This is a genomic window from Nocardia ignorata NBRC 108230, from assembly GCF_001612905.1.
Classification (GTDB): domain Bacteria; phylum Actinomycetota; class Actinomycetes; order Mycobacteriales; family Mycobacteriaceae; genus Nocardia; species Nocardia ignorata.
In genome coordinates this window covers 1-14926 of sequence record NZ_BDBI01000022.1, presented here as the reverse complement: position 1 = coordinate 14926, position 14926 = coordinate 1, and the positions used below count along the sequence as shown (strand labels likewise).

The following is a 14926-nucleotide window of genomic DNA, read 5'->3' as shown; positions in this document are numbered from 1 at the left end:
AAATGGCCCACTGTCTGGTCGAGAAGCGAGACCACGTCCTCATCGTCACCATGAACCGTCCGGAGGCGCGTAACGCCCTGTCCGGCGAGATGATGGCGATCATGCGCGACGCCTGGGACCAGGTCGACAGCGATCCCGACATCCGCGTCGCGGTCCTGACCGGCGCGGGCGGCGCGTTCTGCGCGGGGATGGACCTGAAGGCGATGAGTTCGTCGCATCCGGGCGACACCGCCGCGGGCGGCGGCTGGGACCCGGCCTACCTCCCGGCCCTGCTGAAGGGACGGCGGCTGAGCAAGCCGCTCATCGCCGCGGTCGAGGGCCCGGCCATCGCCGGGGGCACCGAGATCCTGCAGGGTACCGACCTGCGCGTGGCCGGGGAAAGCGCCAAGTTCGGCGTCTCCGAGGCCCGCTGGGGCCTGTTCCCGCTCGGCGGTTCCGCCGTGCGCCTGGCCCGCCAGATTCCCTACACCGTGGCCGCCGACCTGCTGCTGACCGGCCGGCACATCACCGCCACCGAGGCCAAGGAGATCGGCCTGATCGGCCACGTGGTCCCTGACGGCACCGCCCTCGACAAGGCCCTCGCCCTGGCAGGCCAGATCGCCGACAACGGCCCACTCGCCGTCCAGGCGATGCTGCGCACCCTGCGCGAAACCGAGGCCATGCCGGAGAACGAGGCGTTCCCCATCGAGGCGAAGATCGGCATCGAGGTCTTCAAATCGGCCGACGCCAAGGAAGGCCCCCGGGCCTTCGCCGAGAAGCGCAAGCCGAACTTCACCGGCTCCTGACACGGAACAGGGCGCCGGGCAGGTGCCCGGCGCCCTGTTCGGCAACGGTGCTCAGGCCCCCGGGTAATTCATGAAGAACGGCTCCCACTGGTGGCCGTCCGGGTCGATGAAGGTGCGGCCGTGCATGCCGACCTGTGCCTCTTCGGCGCGCTTGTCGTCGTTGACTTCCTCGCGCGCACCCGCGGCGACGGCGGCGTCGGTGAGAGCGTCGACCTCCTCGGCGCTCCCCAGCGACAGCGCGTAAGCCGCGGCGACCTGGCTGCCGGTGTCGGCGATGGGACGCTTGCTGAACGTCGTGAAGAAGTCCTTGGTCAGCAGCATGAGGCAGATGTTGTCGTCGACGACGATGCAGGCCGCGTTCTGGTCGGTGAAGTCCTCGTTGACCTTCCACCCGAGCGCCTCGTAGAACCCCTTGGAGCGGTCGAGGTCGGCGACGGGGAGGTTGATGAAGATCATCTTGCTGCTCATGGTTTTCAGCCTTTCGGAGCGTCGTTGCGGTCTCGTTCATGTAGACGCTGTGACGCGTGGGGATTCATCGCCGAACCGGAAAATTCGCGAAATCTCGATAGTCCGATTCGTCCCCTGTCGGCTGTCGGACCCCTGTGGCATCGTGAAACCATGACGGACGCCACAACCGCAACCACCGGACCGGACCCCGAGGTCCTCGCCGCATTCGAAACCCACCGGCGCGAGTTGTGCGCGTACGCCTACCGCATGCTCGGCTCCTCCTTCGAGGCCGAGGACGCGGTGCAGGAGACGTTCACGCGCGCCTGGCGCTCCTACGATTCCTTCGAGGGTCGTGCGAGCCTTCGCTCGTGGCTCTACAAGATCGCCACCAACATCTGTCTCGACATGCTCGATCGCCCGCAGAGCCGAGCCAGACCGATGGATCTGAACGGCCCGGGCCGCCCGGATTCGCCGCTGCCGATGCCGCAGCCGGATTACGTGTGGATCGAGCCGATCCCCAACGCGCTCGCCTTCGGCGCCGACCCGGCCGAGCACGCCTCGACCAAAGACACCTTGCGTCTGGCGTTCGTCGCCGCGTGTCAGCATCTGCCCGCCACCCAGCGCGCGATCCTGATCATGCGCGAGGTGCTGCGCTTCTCGGCGAGCGAGACCGCGGAGGCGCTGATGATGTCGCCCGCGTCGGTGAACAGCGCGCTGCAACGCGCCCGCTCGACGATGTCGAAGGTACAGCCGACCGTCACCGACGGCTTCGACGACACCGACCCCGATCAGCGCAAGCTCGTCGACGATTTCGTGAAGGCCTTCGAGGCCTACGACATGGACGCGCTCACCACCTTGCTGAAAGCCGATGTGGCGCTGTCGATGCCGCCCTTCGACCTCTGGATCTCCGGTCCGGAGAACGTGGCGGCGTTCATGCTCGGCACCGGAAGTGCCTGCCGCGATTCGCGGATGGTCCCGCTGGAAGGCGCCAACGGCCTGCCCGCGTTCGGCCATTACAAGCCGAGCGAGGAGCCCGGCGTCTGGGTGCCGTGGTCGATCACGGTGCTCGAACTCGAGGGCGACACCATCGCCGGCCTCAACTTCTTCCTCGACACCCAGCGCCTGTTCCCGCTGTTCGGCCTGCCGCCCGAGTGGCGCGAAGCCGCCTGAGCGGCAGGCTCTTTCAGAGCAGCCGACGCTTGTACAGCTTGCCGTTGGGGTCGCGTGGCAGCTCCGCACGGAATTCCACCGTGCGGGGCAGCTTGTACTTGGCGAGCTGACCGGCCGCGAAGGCGAGCAGGTCGGTGGTGAGTTCGTCGTCGCCCGCGACACCGTCGACCGGCTGCACGAACGCCTTCACCTGCTGACCCCAATCCGGGTCGGGCACACCCAGAACCGCCACGTCGGCGACCTTCGGGTGACTCATCAGCACGCCTTCGATCTCGGCCGGGTAGATGTTCACGCCGCCGGAGAGGATGAGGTCCGAGCGCCGGTCGCAGAGGAACAGATAACCGTCCTCGTCGAGGTAACCGATGTCGCCGACGGTGAACAGATCACCGACGCGCGACTCCTCGGTCTTCTCCTTGGCGTGGTGGTACTCGAAGCTCGAGGCGCCCATCTTCATGTAGACCAGACCCTCTTTGCCCGGCGGCAATTCGGTGCCGTCGGCCTCGTCGAGGATCTTGATGACCGACCACGGCCAGGCCTTGCCGACCGATCCCGGCTTGGCCAGCCATTCGGTCCCGGAGATCACCGTGCCGCCGCCCTCGGTGGCGGCGTAATACTCGGTGACGACCGGACCCCACCAGTCCAGCATCTGCCGCTTGGTCTGCGGCGGGCACGGCGCGGCGCCGTGCACCATGCTGCGCAGCGACGACACGTCGTAGCGGGCGCGCACCTCTTCGGGCAGTGCGAGCAGGCGGTGGAACTGGGTCGGCACCATGTGCGAGTGGGTCACCCGGTGCCGTTCGATGAGCGCGAGCATGTCCTGCGCGTCCCACCGGTCCATCAGCACGAGCTTGTGCCCCAACTGGATCGAGATGGTCGAGAAGTTCAGTACGGCGGTGTGATAGAGCGGCGAACCGCAGATGTGCACGTGGTCGTCGTAGGGCGCCAGCCCGAAGAGGCTGAAGAACGCCTTGTTCGGCGCGGGGACCTCGTCGGGATCGGCGCCGGTCAGCGGGCGGCGAACGCCCTTGGGGCGCCCGGTGGTTCCGGAGGTGTAGAGCATCGGTGCGCCGACCGAGCGCTCGTCCGGCCTGCCGGTATCGGCCGCGCCGAGCCACGACACCGGCCGGAAGCCCTCGATGGTGCCCACGGCGAACCGCGCGTCGGCGGGGAGTCCGGCCTCGTCGGCGGCCGCGGCGGCGGTGGCGGCGAACCGTTCGCTCGCCAGGAAGGCCGAGGCTTCACTGTCCTGGAGGATGTAGGCGATCTCGGGCGCGGTCAGATGCCAGTTGACCGCGACGATGTAGAAACCGCACTGGTAGGCGGCGAAGTACGCGGCGATCGCCTCGACGCCGTTGTGCAGCATGCTGACAACGACGTCTCCGGTTCGCAATCCGATTCCGCGTAGCCCGTTGGCGTACCGGTTGGCGAGGGTGGCCAATTCTCGATAGGTGATCTCCCGGCCGTCCGGGTCGACGACGGCGACCCGCTCGGGTTCGGCCGCGGCGATATTCCACAGTCCGAGGATTTCCGTTGTCTGCTGACTGCTCACCCTACGAATTTAGAACGTGTTCTACCGCGTAACAAGGGGTTGGAGCCGACGAAGTTGTTCGGCATCGGAAACCGAGATCAGCATCATGGTCACACCGGCGTCCTCCCATTCCCGCAATCGGGCGCGGACGTGCGCCTCGTCGCCGAAGATCGCGGTGTCGGTGATGAGCTCGTCGGGCACCGCGGCGGCGGCCTCGGCCTTGCGCCCGGCCCGGAACAGCGCCGAGATCTCGTCGACCTCCTTGTCGTAGCCCATCCGCTTGTAGACCTGGGCGTGGAAGTTCAGGTCGGGTGCGCCCATGCCACCGATGTAGAGCGAGGTGACCCAGCGCATCCGCTCGATCTCGGCGGCCGGATCGTCGGTGACCACCACCTGCGCGCTGGCCGCGATCTCGAAATCCGCGCGTGAACGCCGTGCGCCCGGCCGCGCGAAGCCCTCGTCGAGCCACTCGTTGTACATACCCGCCAGGCGCGGGGCGTAGTAGATCGCGAGCCAGCCGTCGGCGATCTCGGCGGTCTGCGCGATGTTCTTCGGCCCTTCGGCGCCGAGCCAGATCGGCAGGTCGGCGCGCAGTGGATGGACGATCGGCTTGAGCGGTTTGCCCAGGCCGGTGGCGCCGGGACCGGTGTAGGGCAGGCCGTAGGCCTGACTGTCGGAGGTCACCGGCGCCTCGCGGGCCAGCACCTTGCGCACGATGTCGACGTACTCGCGGGTGCGCCGCAGCGGCTGCGCGAACGGCTGCCCGTACCAGCCCTCCACCACCTGCGGGCCGGACACACCGAGCCCGAGGATGGCCCGGCCACCGCTGAGATGATCCAGCGTGAGCGCGTGCATGGCGGCCGCCGCCGGGGTGCGCGCCGACAGCTGGGCGACCGAAGTACCAAGCCGCACGCGCTGCGTGGCGGAGCCCCACCAGGCCAGTGGGGTGAAGGCATCCGACCCCCAGGACTCGGCCGCGAACACCGCGTCGAACCCGGCCTCCTCGGCCGCGACGACCATCTCGCCCGCGTTTGTGGGCGGCTGCGCACCCCAGTATCCGAGTTGCAGTCCGAATTTCATGGCCGACGCCCTTTCCGGCGAATCCTTGCGTGCAGAATAAGAACCTGTTCTACTCGATATCGTGACCCAGGGGAATACCGCAGTGGAAGTATTGAGTGCACCCCTTCGGGTGCAGTTCGACTACACCAGATCCGTCGGACCGATCATCGGAGCCTTCCTGACCGGACTGCGTGAACGCCGCATACTCGGCGTGCGCGGCAGTGACGGCCGGGTGCTCGTGCCCGCCCAGGAATACGATCCCATCACCTCGGCCCCGCTGGCCGAACTGGTACAGGTGGAGACGACCGGCACGGTGCGATCGTGGACGTGGGTGGCCGAGCCGCTACCCGGTCAGCCGTTCGACCGCCCGTTCGCCTGGGTGCTCGTACAGCTCGACGGTGCCGACACCAGCATGCTCCACGCCCTCGACGTGACCGAGCCCGCGCAGGTGAGCACCGGGATGCGGGTGCGCGTGCGCTGGGCCGAGGAACGCGCGGGCACCATCGCCGACATCGCCTGCTTCGAGCCGGGCGAGGGCGCGACCGCGCCACCCGCCGAGGACGCCGCCGAGCCGGTGACCGTGCTGGTGACGCCCGTCGACATGAGCTACAAGCACACCGCCTCGCCCCAGGAGAGCGTGTACCTGCGCGGCCTCGCCGAGGGCAAGCTGATCGGCGGACGCTCCGAAGCGGGTGGGGCCGTGTACTTCCCGCCGCGCGGGGCCAACCCGACCGACGGCACCCCCACCGACGACCTGGTCGAACTGCCCGACAAGGGCACGGTGACCACCTTCTGCATCGTGAACGTGCCGTTCCTCGGCCAGCGGATCAAGCCGCCCTACGTCGCCGCCTACGTGCTTCTCGACGGTGCCGATATCCCGTTCCTGCACCTGGTCCTCGGGTGCGAGGCGTCCGAGGTGCGCATGGGTATGCGGGTCGAGGCCGTGTGGAAGCCCCGTGAGGAGTGGGGCCACGCACTGGCCAATATCGACCACTTCCGCCCGACGGGTGAGCCCGATGCCCCGTACGAGTCCTACCAGCACCACCTCTGAGAGAGGCGACGTGACTATTCCCGAAATCGCGGTGGTGGGGTTCGCCCACGCACCGCACGTGCCGGAGACCTTCGGCACCACCAACGGCGTCGAGATGCTCGTGCCGTGCTTCCAGCAGCTCTACGCCGACCTCGGCATCACCAAGTCCGACATCGACTTCTGGTGCTCGGGTTCCTCGGATTACCTTGCCGGGCGCGCGTTCTCGTTCATCTCGGCGGTCGACGCGATCGGCGCGGTGCCGCCGATCAACGAGTCGCACGTGGAGATGGACGCCGCGTGGGCGCTCTACGAGGCGTGGGTGAAACTGCTCTCCGGACAGGCACAAACCGCCCTCGTGTACGGCTTCGGCAAGTCATCGGCGGGCACGCTGCGCCAGGTGCTGAGTCGGCAACTCGACCCGTATCTGGTCGGCCCGCTGTGGCCCGACTCCGTCTCCGTCGCGGGCCTGCAGGCGCGCGCGGGACTCGACGCGGGACGCTGGACCGAACAGGACATGGCGGCCGTCGCCGGTACCGACATCGAATCCCTGCTCGCCGCACCGTATGTCGCCGACCCACTGCGGGCGCACGACATCGCGCCGATTACCGACGGCGCGGCCGCGATCGTGCTCGCCGTGGGCGACCGAGCACGCGAACTGTGCGAGCGCCCGGCCTGGATCACCGGCATGGCGCACAATATCGACGCCCAGGGGTTCGGCGTCCGCGACCTGACCCGCTCGCCGTCCACCACCCGCGCGGCTGCGGCGGTGACGCGGGGCAACACGGACTTCGACGTGGCCGAACTGCACGCACCGTTCAGCCATCAGCAGCTGATCCTGGCCGAGGCGATCGGCCTGTCCCCCGATACAACGATCAACCCGTCCGGCGGTGCGCTCGCGGCCAACCCGATGTTCGCGGCGGGTCTCGAGCGGATCGGCAATGCCGCCACGGCCATCATGTCCGGCACCGCGAACCGGACCCTCGCCCATGCGACCAGCGGCCCAGCGCTGCAGCAGAACCTGGTCGCCGTCCTGGAATCCGAGGCATCATGAGCTTCCCCGCAGCGGTGCTCGGCACCGGTCAAACACATCACGTGACAAAACGTGCGGACGTGTCCATGGCGGGCATGTGCCGTGAGGCGATCGATCGCGCGCTCGACGACGCGGGCCTGACCATCGACGAGATCGATGCGGTCGTGGTCGGCAAGGCGCCCGACTTCTTCGAGGGCGTCATGATGCCCGAGCTGTACCTGGCCGAAGCACTCGGCGCCATCGGCAAACCGCTGCTGCGCGTGCATACGGCGGGGTCGGTCGGCGGGTCTACCGGCATCGTCGCCACCAACCTGGTGCAGGCCGGTGTGCACGGCAAGGTGCTCGCGATCGCCTGGGAGAAGCAGTCGGAGTCGAATGCCATGTGGGCGTTGTCGATTCCGGTGCCGTTCACCATGCCGGTCGGCGCGGGCGCGGGCGGATACTTCGCCCCGCACGTGCGCTCCTACATCCGCCGCTCCAACGCGCCCATGCACATCGGCGCCCAGGTGGCGGTGAAGGACCGGCGCAACGGTGCCAAGAATCCCCTCGCGCACCTGCACCAGCCCGACATCACCCTCGAAGCCGTGCTGGCCTCCCAGATGCTCTGGGACCCCATCCGATTCGACGAGACCTGCCCTTCTTCGGACGGCGCCTGCGCGGTAGTGCTCGGCAACGCCGAGGCCGCGGCCGCCGTCGAGGCACAGGGCAAGACGGTCGCCTGGGTGCACGGCACCGCGATGCGCACCGAACCGACCACCTTCTCCGGGCGCGATCAGGTGAATCCGCAGGCCGGTCGCGACGCGGCCGCCGCTCTGTGGGCTGCCGCCGGCATCACCGATCCGCTCGAGGAGATCGACGTCGCCGAGATCTACGTGCCGTTCTCCTGGTTCGAGCCGATGTGGCTGGAGAACCTCGGCTTCGCCGCCGAGGGCGATGGCTGGAAACTCACCGACAAGGGCGAGACCGAGATCGGCGGCCGGTTGCCGGTGAACCCGTCGGGCGGGGTGCTCTCGTCCAACCCCATCGGCGCATCGGGCCTCATCCGTTTCGCCGAGGCGGCCAAGCAGGTGATGGGCCGGGCGGGCGACTACCAGGTGGCGGGCGCGCGTAAGGCCCTCGGCCATGCCTACGGTGGCGGGTCGCAGTACTTCGCGATGTGGGTCGTGGGAAGCGAGCGCCCCGAATGAAATTCACTCTCGGGGTCGCGCTGAGCCCGCTCGACCAGCTCACCGAGCTGGCCGAGACGGCCGAGGAGTGCGGCTTCACCTCGATCGGCCTGCCCGACTCGCTGTTCTACATGAAGTCCCAGAGCGCCGACTATCCGTACACCCCGGACGGGAGCCGGTTCTGGGGCCCGGAGACACCGTGGGTGGATCCGCTCATCGCCGCCGCGTCCATGTCGGCCGTGACGACGAACCTGCGGTTCTACACCAACGTGCTCAAGCTGGGCTCCCGCAATCCGCTGCTGCTGGCCCGCCAGGTCGGCTCGATCGCCAACATGTCGGGCAACCGCTTCGGCTTCGGCGTCGGAATCGGCTGGGCGCCCGAGGAATTCGAGTGGTGCGGCGTGCCTTACGCCAAGCGTGGCGCCCGGGTGGACGAGATGATCGAGGTCATCAAACTCGTCCTCGACGGCGGCATGGTGGAGTACCACGGCGAGTTCTTCGACTTCGACCCGTTGCAGATGAGCCCTGCTCCCACCGAGCGGGTGCCGTTCTACATCGGCGGCCACACCGGTCCGGCCCTGCGCCGCGCGGCCCGCGTGGGCGACGGCTGGACCTCGGCGATGATGAAGTTCGACGAGCTCACCGAGACCATCGCGACCCTGCGCACGCTGCGGGCGGAGTACGGCAGGGATACCGAACCCTTCGAGATCCAGGCGGTCTGCATCGATCGCCACGGCCGCAGCGGCTATCAAGACCTGGCCGACGCGGGCGTCACCGACATCATCGTGGTGCCGTGGCTCTTCGACGGCATCGGCTTCGACGGTGAACTCGCCGCCAAACAGGACTCGCTGCGCCGCTTCGCCGAGAAGTACATCGCCGATCCCATCGTGGCGGCGTCGTGAACGCGCGCGATGCGGGACTGGCATCCCAGGCCGCGGTCCGTGCCAAGGATCGCGCCGCCTGGATCGCGTTGTTCGCCGAGGACGGGATCGTCGAAGATCCCGTCGGCCCGTCGGGTTTCGACCCCGAGGGCGTGGGCCATCGCGGCCACGAGGCGATCGGCGCGTTCTGGGACAAGGCCATCGCCAACACCGATTCGATCGAGTTCCTGTTCGAGGACTCCTTCGCCTGCGGCAACGAGATCGCCTTCACCGGCCTGATCCGCACCACCATGGCCGGCTACCTCATCGATGCCGAGGGCGTTTTCACCTACAAGGTCGACGCCGACGGCAAGATCGCGGCGCTGCGTGCCTTCTGGGAGGTCGACCGGGCGATGGCGACCAGCCGCAAGGCCTCCTGAACGCCGAAAACACAACAGCCCCGGGCCTTTCGGTCCGGGGCTGTTCTGTCTGGTGGCCTCAGTGCGAGACCGGGCATCCCTTGGTCTTGTAGTCGACCGGGAGCTCCTTGATGCCGTTGAGCCAACCCGAGCGCAGACGCTTGGGGTCGCCGATCTTGGTGATGTCGGGCAGGTGGTCGGCGATGGCGTTGAAGATCAGCTCGATCTCCAGGCGGGCCAGGTTCGCGCCGACACAGAAGTGCGCGCCGGTGCCGCCGAAGGACAGATGCGGGTTCTCCTTGCGCATGATGTCGAACTTCTCCGGGTTCTCGAAGACGTCCTCGTCGAAGTTGGCCGAGCGGTACAGCATCACGAGGCGCTGGCCCTTCTTGATCTGCACGCCGCCGAGTTCGGTGTCCTCGAGCGCGGTGCGCTGGAAGGAGGTGACCGGGGTGGCCCAGCGGATGATCTCGTCGACCGCGGTGGCGGGGCGTTCCTTCTTGAAGAGCTCCCACTGATCGGGGTTCTCCATGAACGCGATCATGCCGTGGCTGATCGCGTTGCGGGTGGTCTCGTTGCCGGCGACCGCGAGCACGATGACGAAGAAGCCGAACTCCTCCGCGCTCAGCGACTCACCGTCGACGTCGGCCTCGATCAGGGTGGTGACCAGGTCGTCGGCCGGACAGGCCTTGCGCGCCTCGGCCATCTGGTACGAGTAGCCGAGCAGCTCCATCGACGCGGCGACGGGGTCGACATCGACATTGTCGGGATCGTCGTAGCCGGTCATGTCGTTGGACCATTCGAAGACCTTCATCCGGTCCTCCTGCGGCACGCCGATGAGTTCGGCGATCGCCTGCAGCGGCAGCTCACAGGCCACCTGGGTGACGAAGTCGCCGCCGCCCGATTCCGCCGCGGCCTTCACGATCTTCTCCGCACGCGAGGACAGCTCGGCGCGCAGGCTGTTCACCGCGCGCGGGGTGAAGCCCTTGGAGATCAGCTTGCGCAGCTTGGTGTGTTCCGGGGCGTCCTTGTTCAGGATGACGAAGCGCTGCAGCTCGATCTGCTCGCGCTTGATGTCGTCGTTGAAGCGCGGGATCGCGGTGTTCTCGTAGGTCGAGAAGACATCGCTGCGGCGCGAGACCTCCTTGACGTCGGCGTGCTTGCTGACCACCCAGAACCCGTCGTCGTGGAAACCGCCCACCTCGGGCGGCTGCGGGTTCCACCAGATCGGCGCCGACCGGCGCAGCTCAGCGAACTCCTCCGCCGGGACACGCTCGGCGTAGATGGCCGGGTCGGTGACGTCGAACCCCTCGGGCAGGTTCGGCAGGGTACCCGTGGCTTCGTTGCGCGGATCTACCACCAGATGTCTCCTTCGACAAACTGAAACACGTTCTACAATCATTCAAGCACAGGGTATGCCACGACGGAAGAACCTCGCGGTTTTGCCCCGCTTACATAAACAGAACACGTTGCAGTTCAGAGGGAGATGCAGATGGGCACACCGGTAATCGTCGAGGCAGTGCGAACCCCGATCGGCAAGCGGCGCGGGCGGCTTTCCGGCCTGCACGCGGCCGAACTGCTCGGCCTGGCCCAGCGCGGACTGCTCGACCGGGCTGATCTCGATCCGGCCGAAGTGGAGCAGGTGATCGGCGGCTGCGTCACCCAGGCCGGCGAGCAGTCCAACAACGTCACCCGCGTCGCGTGGTTGCACGCGGGCCTGCCGTGGCAGACCGGCGCGACGACCATCGACGCCCAGTGCGGTTCGGCACAGCAGGCCAACCACCTCGTCGCGGGGCTGATCGCCACCGGGGCCATCGACATCGGCATGGCGTGCGGTGTCGAGGCGATGAGCCGGGTGCCGCTCGGCGCCAATGTGGGCACGGAAGCGGGGCCGCGCAGGCCCGAGTCGTGGTCGATCGATCTGCCCGATCAGTTCGGCGCGGCCGAGCGAATCGCGCGGCGGCGCGGGCTCACTCGCGACGACCTCGACCGATTTGGCCTGCGCTCACAGCAATTGGCCGCCGCCGCCTGGGCCGAAGGCCGTTTCGATCGCGAGGTGCTGCCCGTGGTCGCGCCCGTGCTCGACAGCGAGGGTGCGCCGACCGGCGAGAAGGCCGAGGTGACCCGCGACGAGGGCTTGCGCGCGAGCACGATCGAGGGGCTGGCCAAGCTCAAGCCGGTGGTCACCGACGGCCTACACACCGCGGGTACCTCGTCGCAGATTTCCGACGGCGCGGCGGCGGTGCTCCTGATGGACGAAACCGTCGCCCGCCGAAAGGGTTTGCGTCCGCGCGCACGGATCCGCACCCAGGTACTCGTCGGCGCCGAACCGGAGTTCCATCTGGACGGACCTGTGCAGGCATGCACGCGACTGCTGGAACGCTCGGGAATGGCGATCGGCGATATCGATCTTTTCGAGATCAACGAAGCATTCGCGGCGGTTGCCCTTTCGTGGGCTTCTGTACATCAGCCGGACATGGAACGGGTAAATGTCAACGGCGGTGCGATCGCAATCGGGCATCCTGTCGGTTCCACCGGTTCTCGTCTGATCACGACCGCATTACACGAGCTCGAACGCACCGGCAAGGGAACCGCGATGGTTCTCATGTGCGCCGGTGGAGCCCTCGCGACCGGCACGATCATCGAACGGCTGTAGACTGGACGTACCGAAACCGGGCGCCCAGGTTGAACATTCATCTCCAGGCGCCCGGAACGTGTCGTACGCCACACGATCCGAGGGGCGAGGGGGATGATGAGACATCAGCAATCTTTGGGCTATCATGGGTCCGAGGTGGAAGACCCCCGCGACGGGCACGAACTCCGGCACCCATCGACTCCACAAGAGTCGTTGACGTGACCCCGCAAACGCGGCCGTCGCGGGCCCTGTACGCAGGTGAGCGTCGGAATCCGCAGAGAAATCCTGAATCAGGCGTAGGTTTTCAGTTACTGAGCCGCTAATATCAATGATACGTATCCGAGATAACGACTGTTAGTACAGTGAAGGGAATTGGGCGGCTCACAATGGCTGATTTCGCGGCGCGGCTGAACAAGCTGTTCGAAACCGTGCATCCCCCGGGGCGCAAGCCGCACACCAACGCAGAGGTTGCGGCTGCGCTGACTGCCTCCGGGCATCCGATCTCCAAGCCGTATCTCTCGCAGCTGCGGTCGGGACAACGAACCAACCCGTCCGACGAGACGGTGGCCGCCCTGGCGAAGTTCTTCAAGGTCAAGCCTGACTACTTCTTCAACGACATCTACGCGGCCAAGATCGATCACGACCTGGAACTGCTTGCGCAGCTGCAGGGTTACGGGCTGCGTCGTCTGTCCAGCAGGGCATTCGACCTCTCGGAAGAATCACAGAATCTGCTCACCTCCATGGCGGAGAAGTTGCGGGCCAGCGAAGGCTTGCCCGAAATTCCTCCGGACGGAACGGAATAGGAACAACCAGGCGGATACGCGAAGAACGGGCCTGAGCCGGTGGAAACACCAGCTCAGGCCCGTTCTTGTTGTCTGCGTCAGCTCGACGCGGCGGCGTTCTGCGGTGCGCCCGCCGTGGCCACCGCCACCTCGTATCGCTTCGCCAGCGCCAGCACCCAGCCGCGTGGGCTCACGCCGGGCGGCGGCGCGATCCAGCGCGCGTCTACGAACAAGTCCCCCAACGGGTTTCGCGCCCACTCGGCCACCACGGCCGCGCGCTCGGGGACGGAGTTCGGCGGCTCGCCCGCCGCCGGGATGACGATGCCGCTGCCCGAGAGCAGATACAGCGCGTCCATCACCTGGGCTACGTGGTCGGAGGCCTTCAGCTGCGCCGAGGTGGCGTTCTGCTCGGGTGCGACGACCTCCGGGAACCTGCCGACCATCAGCTTGTGCAGCGGGCGGATGCGCCGCAACAAAATTCGGGCCCGCCACCACAGCTCGATGACGATCGACACCGCGCCGAGCGAGATCAGCAGGCTCGCGATCTCCCATGCCTGCCAGCCCCACGTCGGCTGACCGGGCGGGGTCGGCTCGGCACCCTGGAAGGCGCGGCCGGCGTTGGCGAAGGCCAGCACGGCCACCAATGCCGTTCCCGCCGTGTAGATCGCGATGCCGCGACCCAGCGTGGTCCAGTCCAGATTGCGCAGACCGGTGGTGACGATGAAGACCGCGCCGAGCGCGACGACGATCCAGCCGAAGGTGAACGACCAGGCCAGCGTCAGCGCGATGGCGAGGGCGCCGATGCCGTAGACGATCATCGCGACCTGGCGCAGGTTGCGTCGCGACACGACCGGCCAGGCGGCGGACGCGACCACCGACGTGGCGGTGGTGAAGAGGATCCACGCCGAATCGACGATGCCCGTGGACAGCCAGCCGCTGTGCAGGCCGCCCGGGAGCAGGTTGTCGACGGCGACGGCGATATCGGGGATGGCGACGGTCGAGGCGAGTGCGACGGCGGCGACCGCGACGACGATGGCCACGCGGGCCGTTGTCGCGGGCTTGACGAGCACGCGCCCCACTCGCGCACCCGCGGCAACCCAGACCAGCAGGGCTGTCAACCAGAGTGTCATCCGAGTGCCTCATCGAATCGAAGGACCGAGACGCCTGCGCCCCGGTTGTTGAAGACGCGCAGTCGTGTCATGAGCATGGCCGCGAAGGTCTCGGCCTCCCACTCGGCCAGGTCGTCGGCTCCGTCCTCGACGATCTGGGCGTGGGCGCGCTGACTGAGCATGTAGGCGATGAGGTCGTCGCTGACCTCGAGTGTCGTCTCGACCGCGGGCGCGCCCTCGTGGTCGAACACGATGTGGCCGAGTTCGTGGGCGAGGGTGTGGTCGCGGCTGGGCAGGGCGTCGGCGAGCACGATGATGTCGCGCTCGGGGTAGAAGCGCCGCTGGCCGCACACACCGGGGCCCAATTGCGCACTGGTGATCTCGATTTCGCGCTGCCGCTCGAGCGAGACCGCCGCGACCACCTCATCGAGGGTGGTCGCGTCGAAGTCGGCGGCGACCGCGCACACCGCGTCGACGGCGGCGGCGACGCGACGATAGGACCGCGAGGTGGACTGGGTCTTGCTCTTGCTCATCGAAGATCCCCTCACGACCTCGGTCCGAAGAACTCGGCACGCGCCGCGTTCACCCGCGCCTGGGCGGCCGCGGCACCTTGAAAACTCACTGCGCCCGAACCGGTCCCGGCCAGGGCGAGCGCTATCAGACCGCCGATCACCGACAGCAGTTCGGGTTCGGGCAGGCCGTTGTTGTCGCTGGTGGGCCGGACCTCGTGATTGGGCTTGGCGGCCTGAGCGGGCGCGGCGGCGGCAGGCGGCGCGGGTGCGGCGGCCGGGGGCGGCGGCGCATCGGCCGGGGCCGGTGCTGCCACAGCCACATTCGGCGCGGCGACACCTGGAATCGACGGCATGCCGGGTGCGGGCGGGATCGCGATCGCGGGCAGCGCGGGCG

At 67.8% G+C, this 14926-nt stretch carries 15 protein-coding genes and 1 pseudogene; 9 read left to right on the top strand and 7 right to left on the bottom strand.

Annotated elements, in window-relative coordinates:
- The first annotated feature begins 2 nt into the window (after positions 1–2).
- Positions 3–785, top strand: coding sequence for a crotonase/enoyl-CoA hydratase family protein (locus NI2_RS18265; RefSeq protein WP_067492274.1), 783 nt, complete (start codon positions 3–5; stop codon positions 783–785).
- A gap of 51 nt (positions 786–836) precedes the next feature.
- On the opposite strand, the gene NI2_RS18260 is transcribed toward NI2_RS18265, so the two are convergent.
- The gene (locus tag NI2_RS18260; protein ID WP_067492273.1) at positions 837–1253 is read right to left on the bottom strand and encodes a VOC family protein; all 417 of its coding nucleotides are present in this window, start codon (positions 1251–1253) and stop codon (positions 837–839) included.
- Positions 1254–1403: 150 nt separating this feature from the next.
- On the opposite strand from NI2_RS18260, the gene NI2_RS18255 reads away from it, so the two are divergent.
- Positions 1404–2402: a sigma-70 family RNA polymerase sigma factor gene (locus NI2_RS18255; protein WP_067492272.1), complete on the top strand. Its 999-nt coding sequence runs from the start codon at positions 1404–1406 to the stop codon at positions 2400–2402.
- A gap of 13 nt (positions 2403–2415) precedes the next feature.
- On the opposite strand, the gene NI2_RS18250 is transcribed toward NI2_RS18255, so the two are convergent.
- Together NI2_RS18250 and NI2_RS18245 are read right to left on the bottom strand one after the other, a co-directional pair.
- Complete coding sequence (locus NI2_RS18250) at positions 2416–3951, bottom strand: acyl-CoA synthetase (protein WP_067492271.1); 1536 nt, start codon at positions 3949–3951, stop codon at positions 2416–2418.
- A gap of 21 nt (positions 3952–3972) precedes the next feature.
- Positions 3973–5010 carry an LLM class F420-dependent oxidoreductase gene (locus tag NI2_RS18245; protein ID WP_067492270.1) on the bottom strand — a complete coding sequence of 346 codons (1038 nt, stop codon included), beginning with the start codon at positions 5008–5010 and terminating at the stop codon, positions 3973–3975.
- A 61-nt stretch (positions 5011–5071) separates the two neighbouring features.
- On the opposite strand from NI2_RS18245, the gene NI2_RS18240 reads away from it, so the two are divergent.
- The 5 genes from NI2_RS18240 to NI2_RS18220 are packed head-to-tail and all read left to right on the top strand — an operon-like array spanning position 5072 to position 9515.
- Positions 5072–6040 carry a Zn-ribbon domain-containing OB-fold protein gene (locus NI2_RS18240; RefSeq protein ID WP_067492269.1) on the top strand — a complete coding sequence of 323 codons (969 nt, stop codon included), beginning with the start codon at positions 5072–5074 and terminating at the stop codon, positions 6038–6040.
- A gap of 16 nt (positions 6041–6056) precedes the next feature.
- Positions 6057–7070 (top strand): thiolase family protein, encoded by a 1014-nt coding sequence (locus tag NI2_RS18235; RefSeq protein ID WP_067492310.1) that lies wholly within the window; start codon positions 6057–6059, stop codon positions 7068–7070.
- A complete protein-coding gene (locus NI2_RS18230; RefSeq protein ID WP_067492268.1) occupies positions 7067–8236 on the top strand; it encodes a thiolase family protein in 1170 nt (389 codons plus the stop codon). The genes NI2_RS18235 and NI2_RS18230 overlap by 4 nt, the downstream gene beginning before the upstream one ends.
- Positions 8233–9117, top strand: coding sequence for a TIGR03619 family F420-dependent LLM class oxidoreductase (locus NI2_RS18225; protein ID WP_067492267.1), 885 nt, complete (start codon positions 8233–8235; stop codon positions 9115–9117). The genes NI2_RS18230 and NI2_RS18225 overlap by 4 nt, the downstream gene beginning before the upstream one ends.
- The gene (locus NI2_RS18220; RefSeq protein WP_067492266.1) at positions 9114–9515 is read left to right on the top strand and encodes a nuclear transport factor 2 family protein; all 402 of its coding nucleotides are present in this window, start codon (positions 9114–9116) and stop codon (positions 9513–9515) included. The genes NI2_RS18225 and NI2_RS18220 overlap by 4 nt, the downstream gene beginning before the upstream one ends.
- A gap of 58 nt (positions 9516–9573) precedes the next feature.
- Here the strand turns inward: NI2_RS18220 and NI2_RS18215 are convergent, their stop codons facing one another.
- Positions 9574–10854 (bottom strand): cytochrome P450, encoded by a 1281-nt coding sequence (locus NI2_RS18215; RefSeq protein WP_174552215.1) that lies wholly within the window; start codon positions 10852–10854, stop codon positions 9574–9576.
- A 132-nt stretch (positions 10855–10986) separates the two neighbouring features.
- Between NI2_RS18215 and NI2_RS18210 the strand changes: the two genes are divergently transcribed.
- Positions 10987–12150, top strand: a complete 1164-nt coding sequence (locus NI2_RS18210; RefSeq protein ID WP_067492308.1) for a steroid 3-ketoacyl-CoA thiolase — start codon at positions 10987–10989, stop codon at positions 12148–12150.
- A 365-nt stretch (positions 12151–12515) separates the two neighbouring features.
- Positions 12516–12932 carry a helix-turn-helix domain-containing protein gene (locus NI2_RS18205; RefSeq protein ID WP_019044759.1) on the top strand — a complete coding sequence of 139 codons (417 nt, stop codon included), beginning with the start codon at positions 12516–12518 and terminating at the stop codon, positions 12930–12932.
- 77 nt (positions 12933–13009) lie between these two features.
- Here NI2_RS18205 and NI2_RS18200 read toward each other — a convergent pair whose 3' ends face one another.
- The 3 genes and pseudogenes from NI2_RS18200 to NI2_RS34480 form a co-directional block, all read right to left on the bottom strand.
- Positions 13010–14041: a hypothetical protein gene (locus tag NI2_RS18200; protein WP_067492265.1), complete on the bottom strand. Its 1032-nt coding sequence runs from the start codon at positions 14039–14041 to the stop codon at positions 13010–13012.
- Positions 14038–14553: a M78 family metallopeptidase domain-containing protein gene (locus NI2_RS18195; protein ID WP_067492264.1), complete on the bottom strand. Its 516-nt coding sequence runs from the start codon at positions 14551–14553 to the stop codon at positions 14038–14040. The genes NI2_RS18200 and NI2_RS18195 overlap by 4 nt, the downstream gene beginning before the upstream one ends.
- Before the next feature lie 11 nt (positions 14554–14564).
- Positions 14565–14926: pseudogene (locus NI2_RS34480) on the bottom strand (cell surface protein); the annotation flags it as partial.

Excerpts from the sequence above, each read along its gene's own strand:
- NI2_RS18265 (WP_067492274.1), top strand. The coding sequence starts at position 3 with ATGGCCCACTGTCTGGTCGAGAAGCGAGACCACGTCCTCATCGTCACC.
- NI2_RS18260 (WP_067492273.1), bottom strand. The coding sequence starts at position 1,253 with ATGAGCAGCAAGATGATCTTCATCAACCTCCCCGTCGCCGACCTCGAC.
- NI2_RS18255 (WP_067492272.1), top strand. The coding sequence starts at position 1,404 with ATGACGGACGCCACAACCGCAACCACCGGACCGGACCCCGAGGTCCTC.
- NI2_RS18245 (WP_067492270.1), bottom strand. The coding sequence starts at position 5,010 with ATGAAATTCGGACTGCAACTCGGATACTGGGGTGCGCAGCCGCCCACA.
- NI2_RS18230 (WP_067492268.1), top strand. The coding sequence starts at position 7,067 with ATGAGCTTCCCCGCAGCGGTGCTCGGCACCGGTCAAACACATCACGTG.
- NI2_RS18225 (WP_067492267.1), top strand. The coding sequence starts at position 8,233 with ATGAAATTCACTCTCGGGGTCGCGCTGAGCCCGCTCGACCAGCTCACC.
- NI2_RS18210 (WP_067492308.1), top strand. The coding sequence starts at position 10,987 with ATGGGCACACCGGTAATCGTCGAGGCAGTGCGAACCCCGATCGGCAAG.
- NI2_RS18205 (WP_019044759.1), top strand. The coding sequence starts at position 12,516 with ATGGCTGATTTCGCGGCGCGGCTGAACAAGCTGTTCGAAACCGTGCAT.
- NI2_RS18200 (WP_067492265.1), bottom strand. The coding sequence starts at position 14,041 with ATGACACTCTGGTTGACAGCCCTGCTGGTCTGGGTTGCCGCGGGTGCG.
- NI2_RS18195 (WP_067492264.1), bottom strand. The coding sequence starts at position 14,553 with ATGAGCAAGAGCAAGACCCAGTCCACCTCGCGGTCCTATCGTCGCGTC.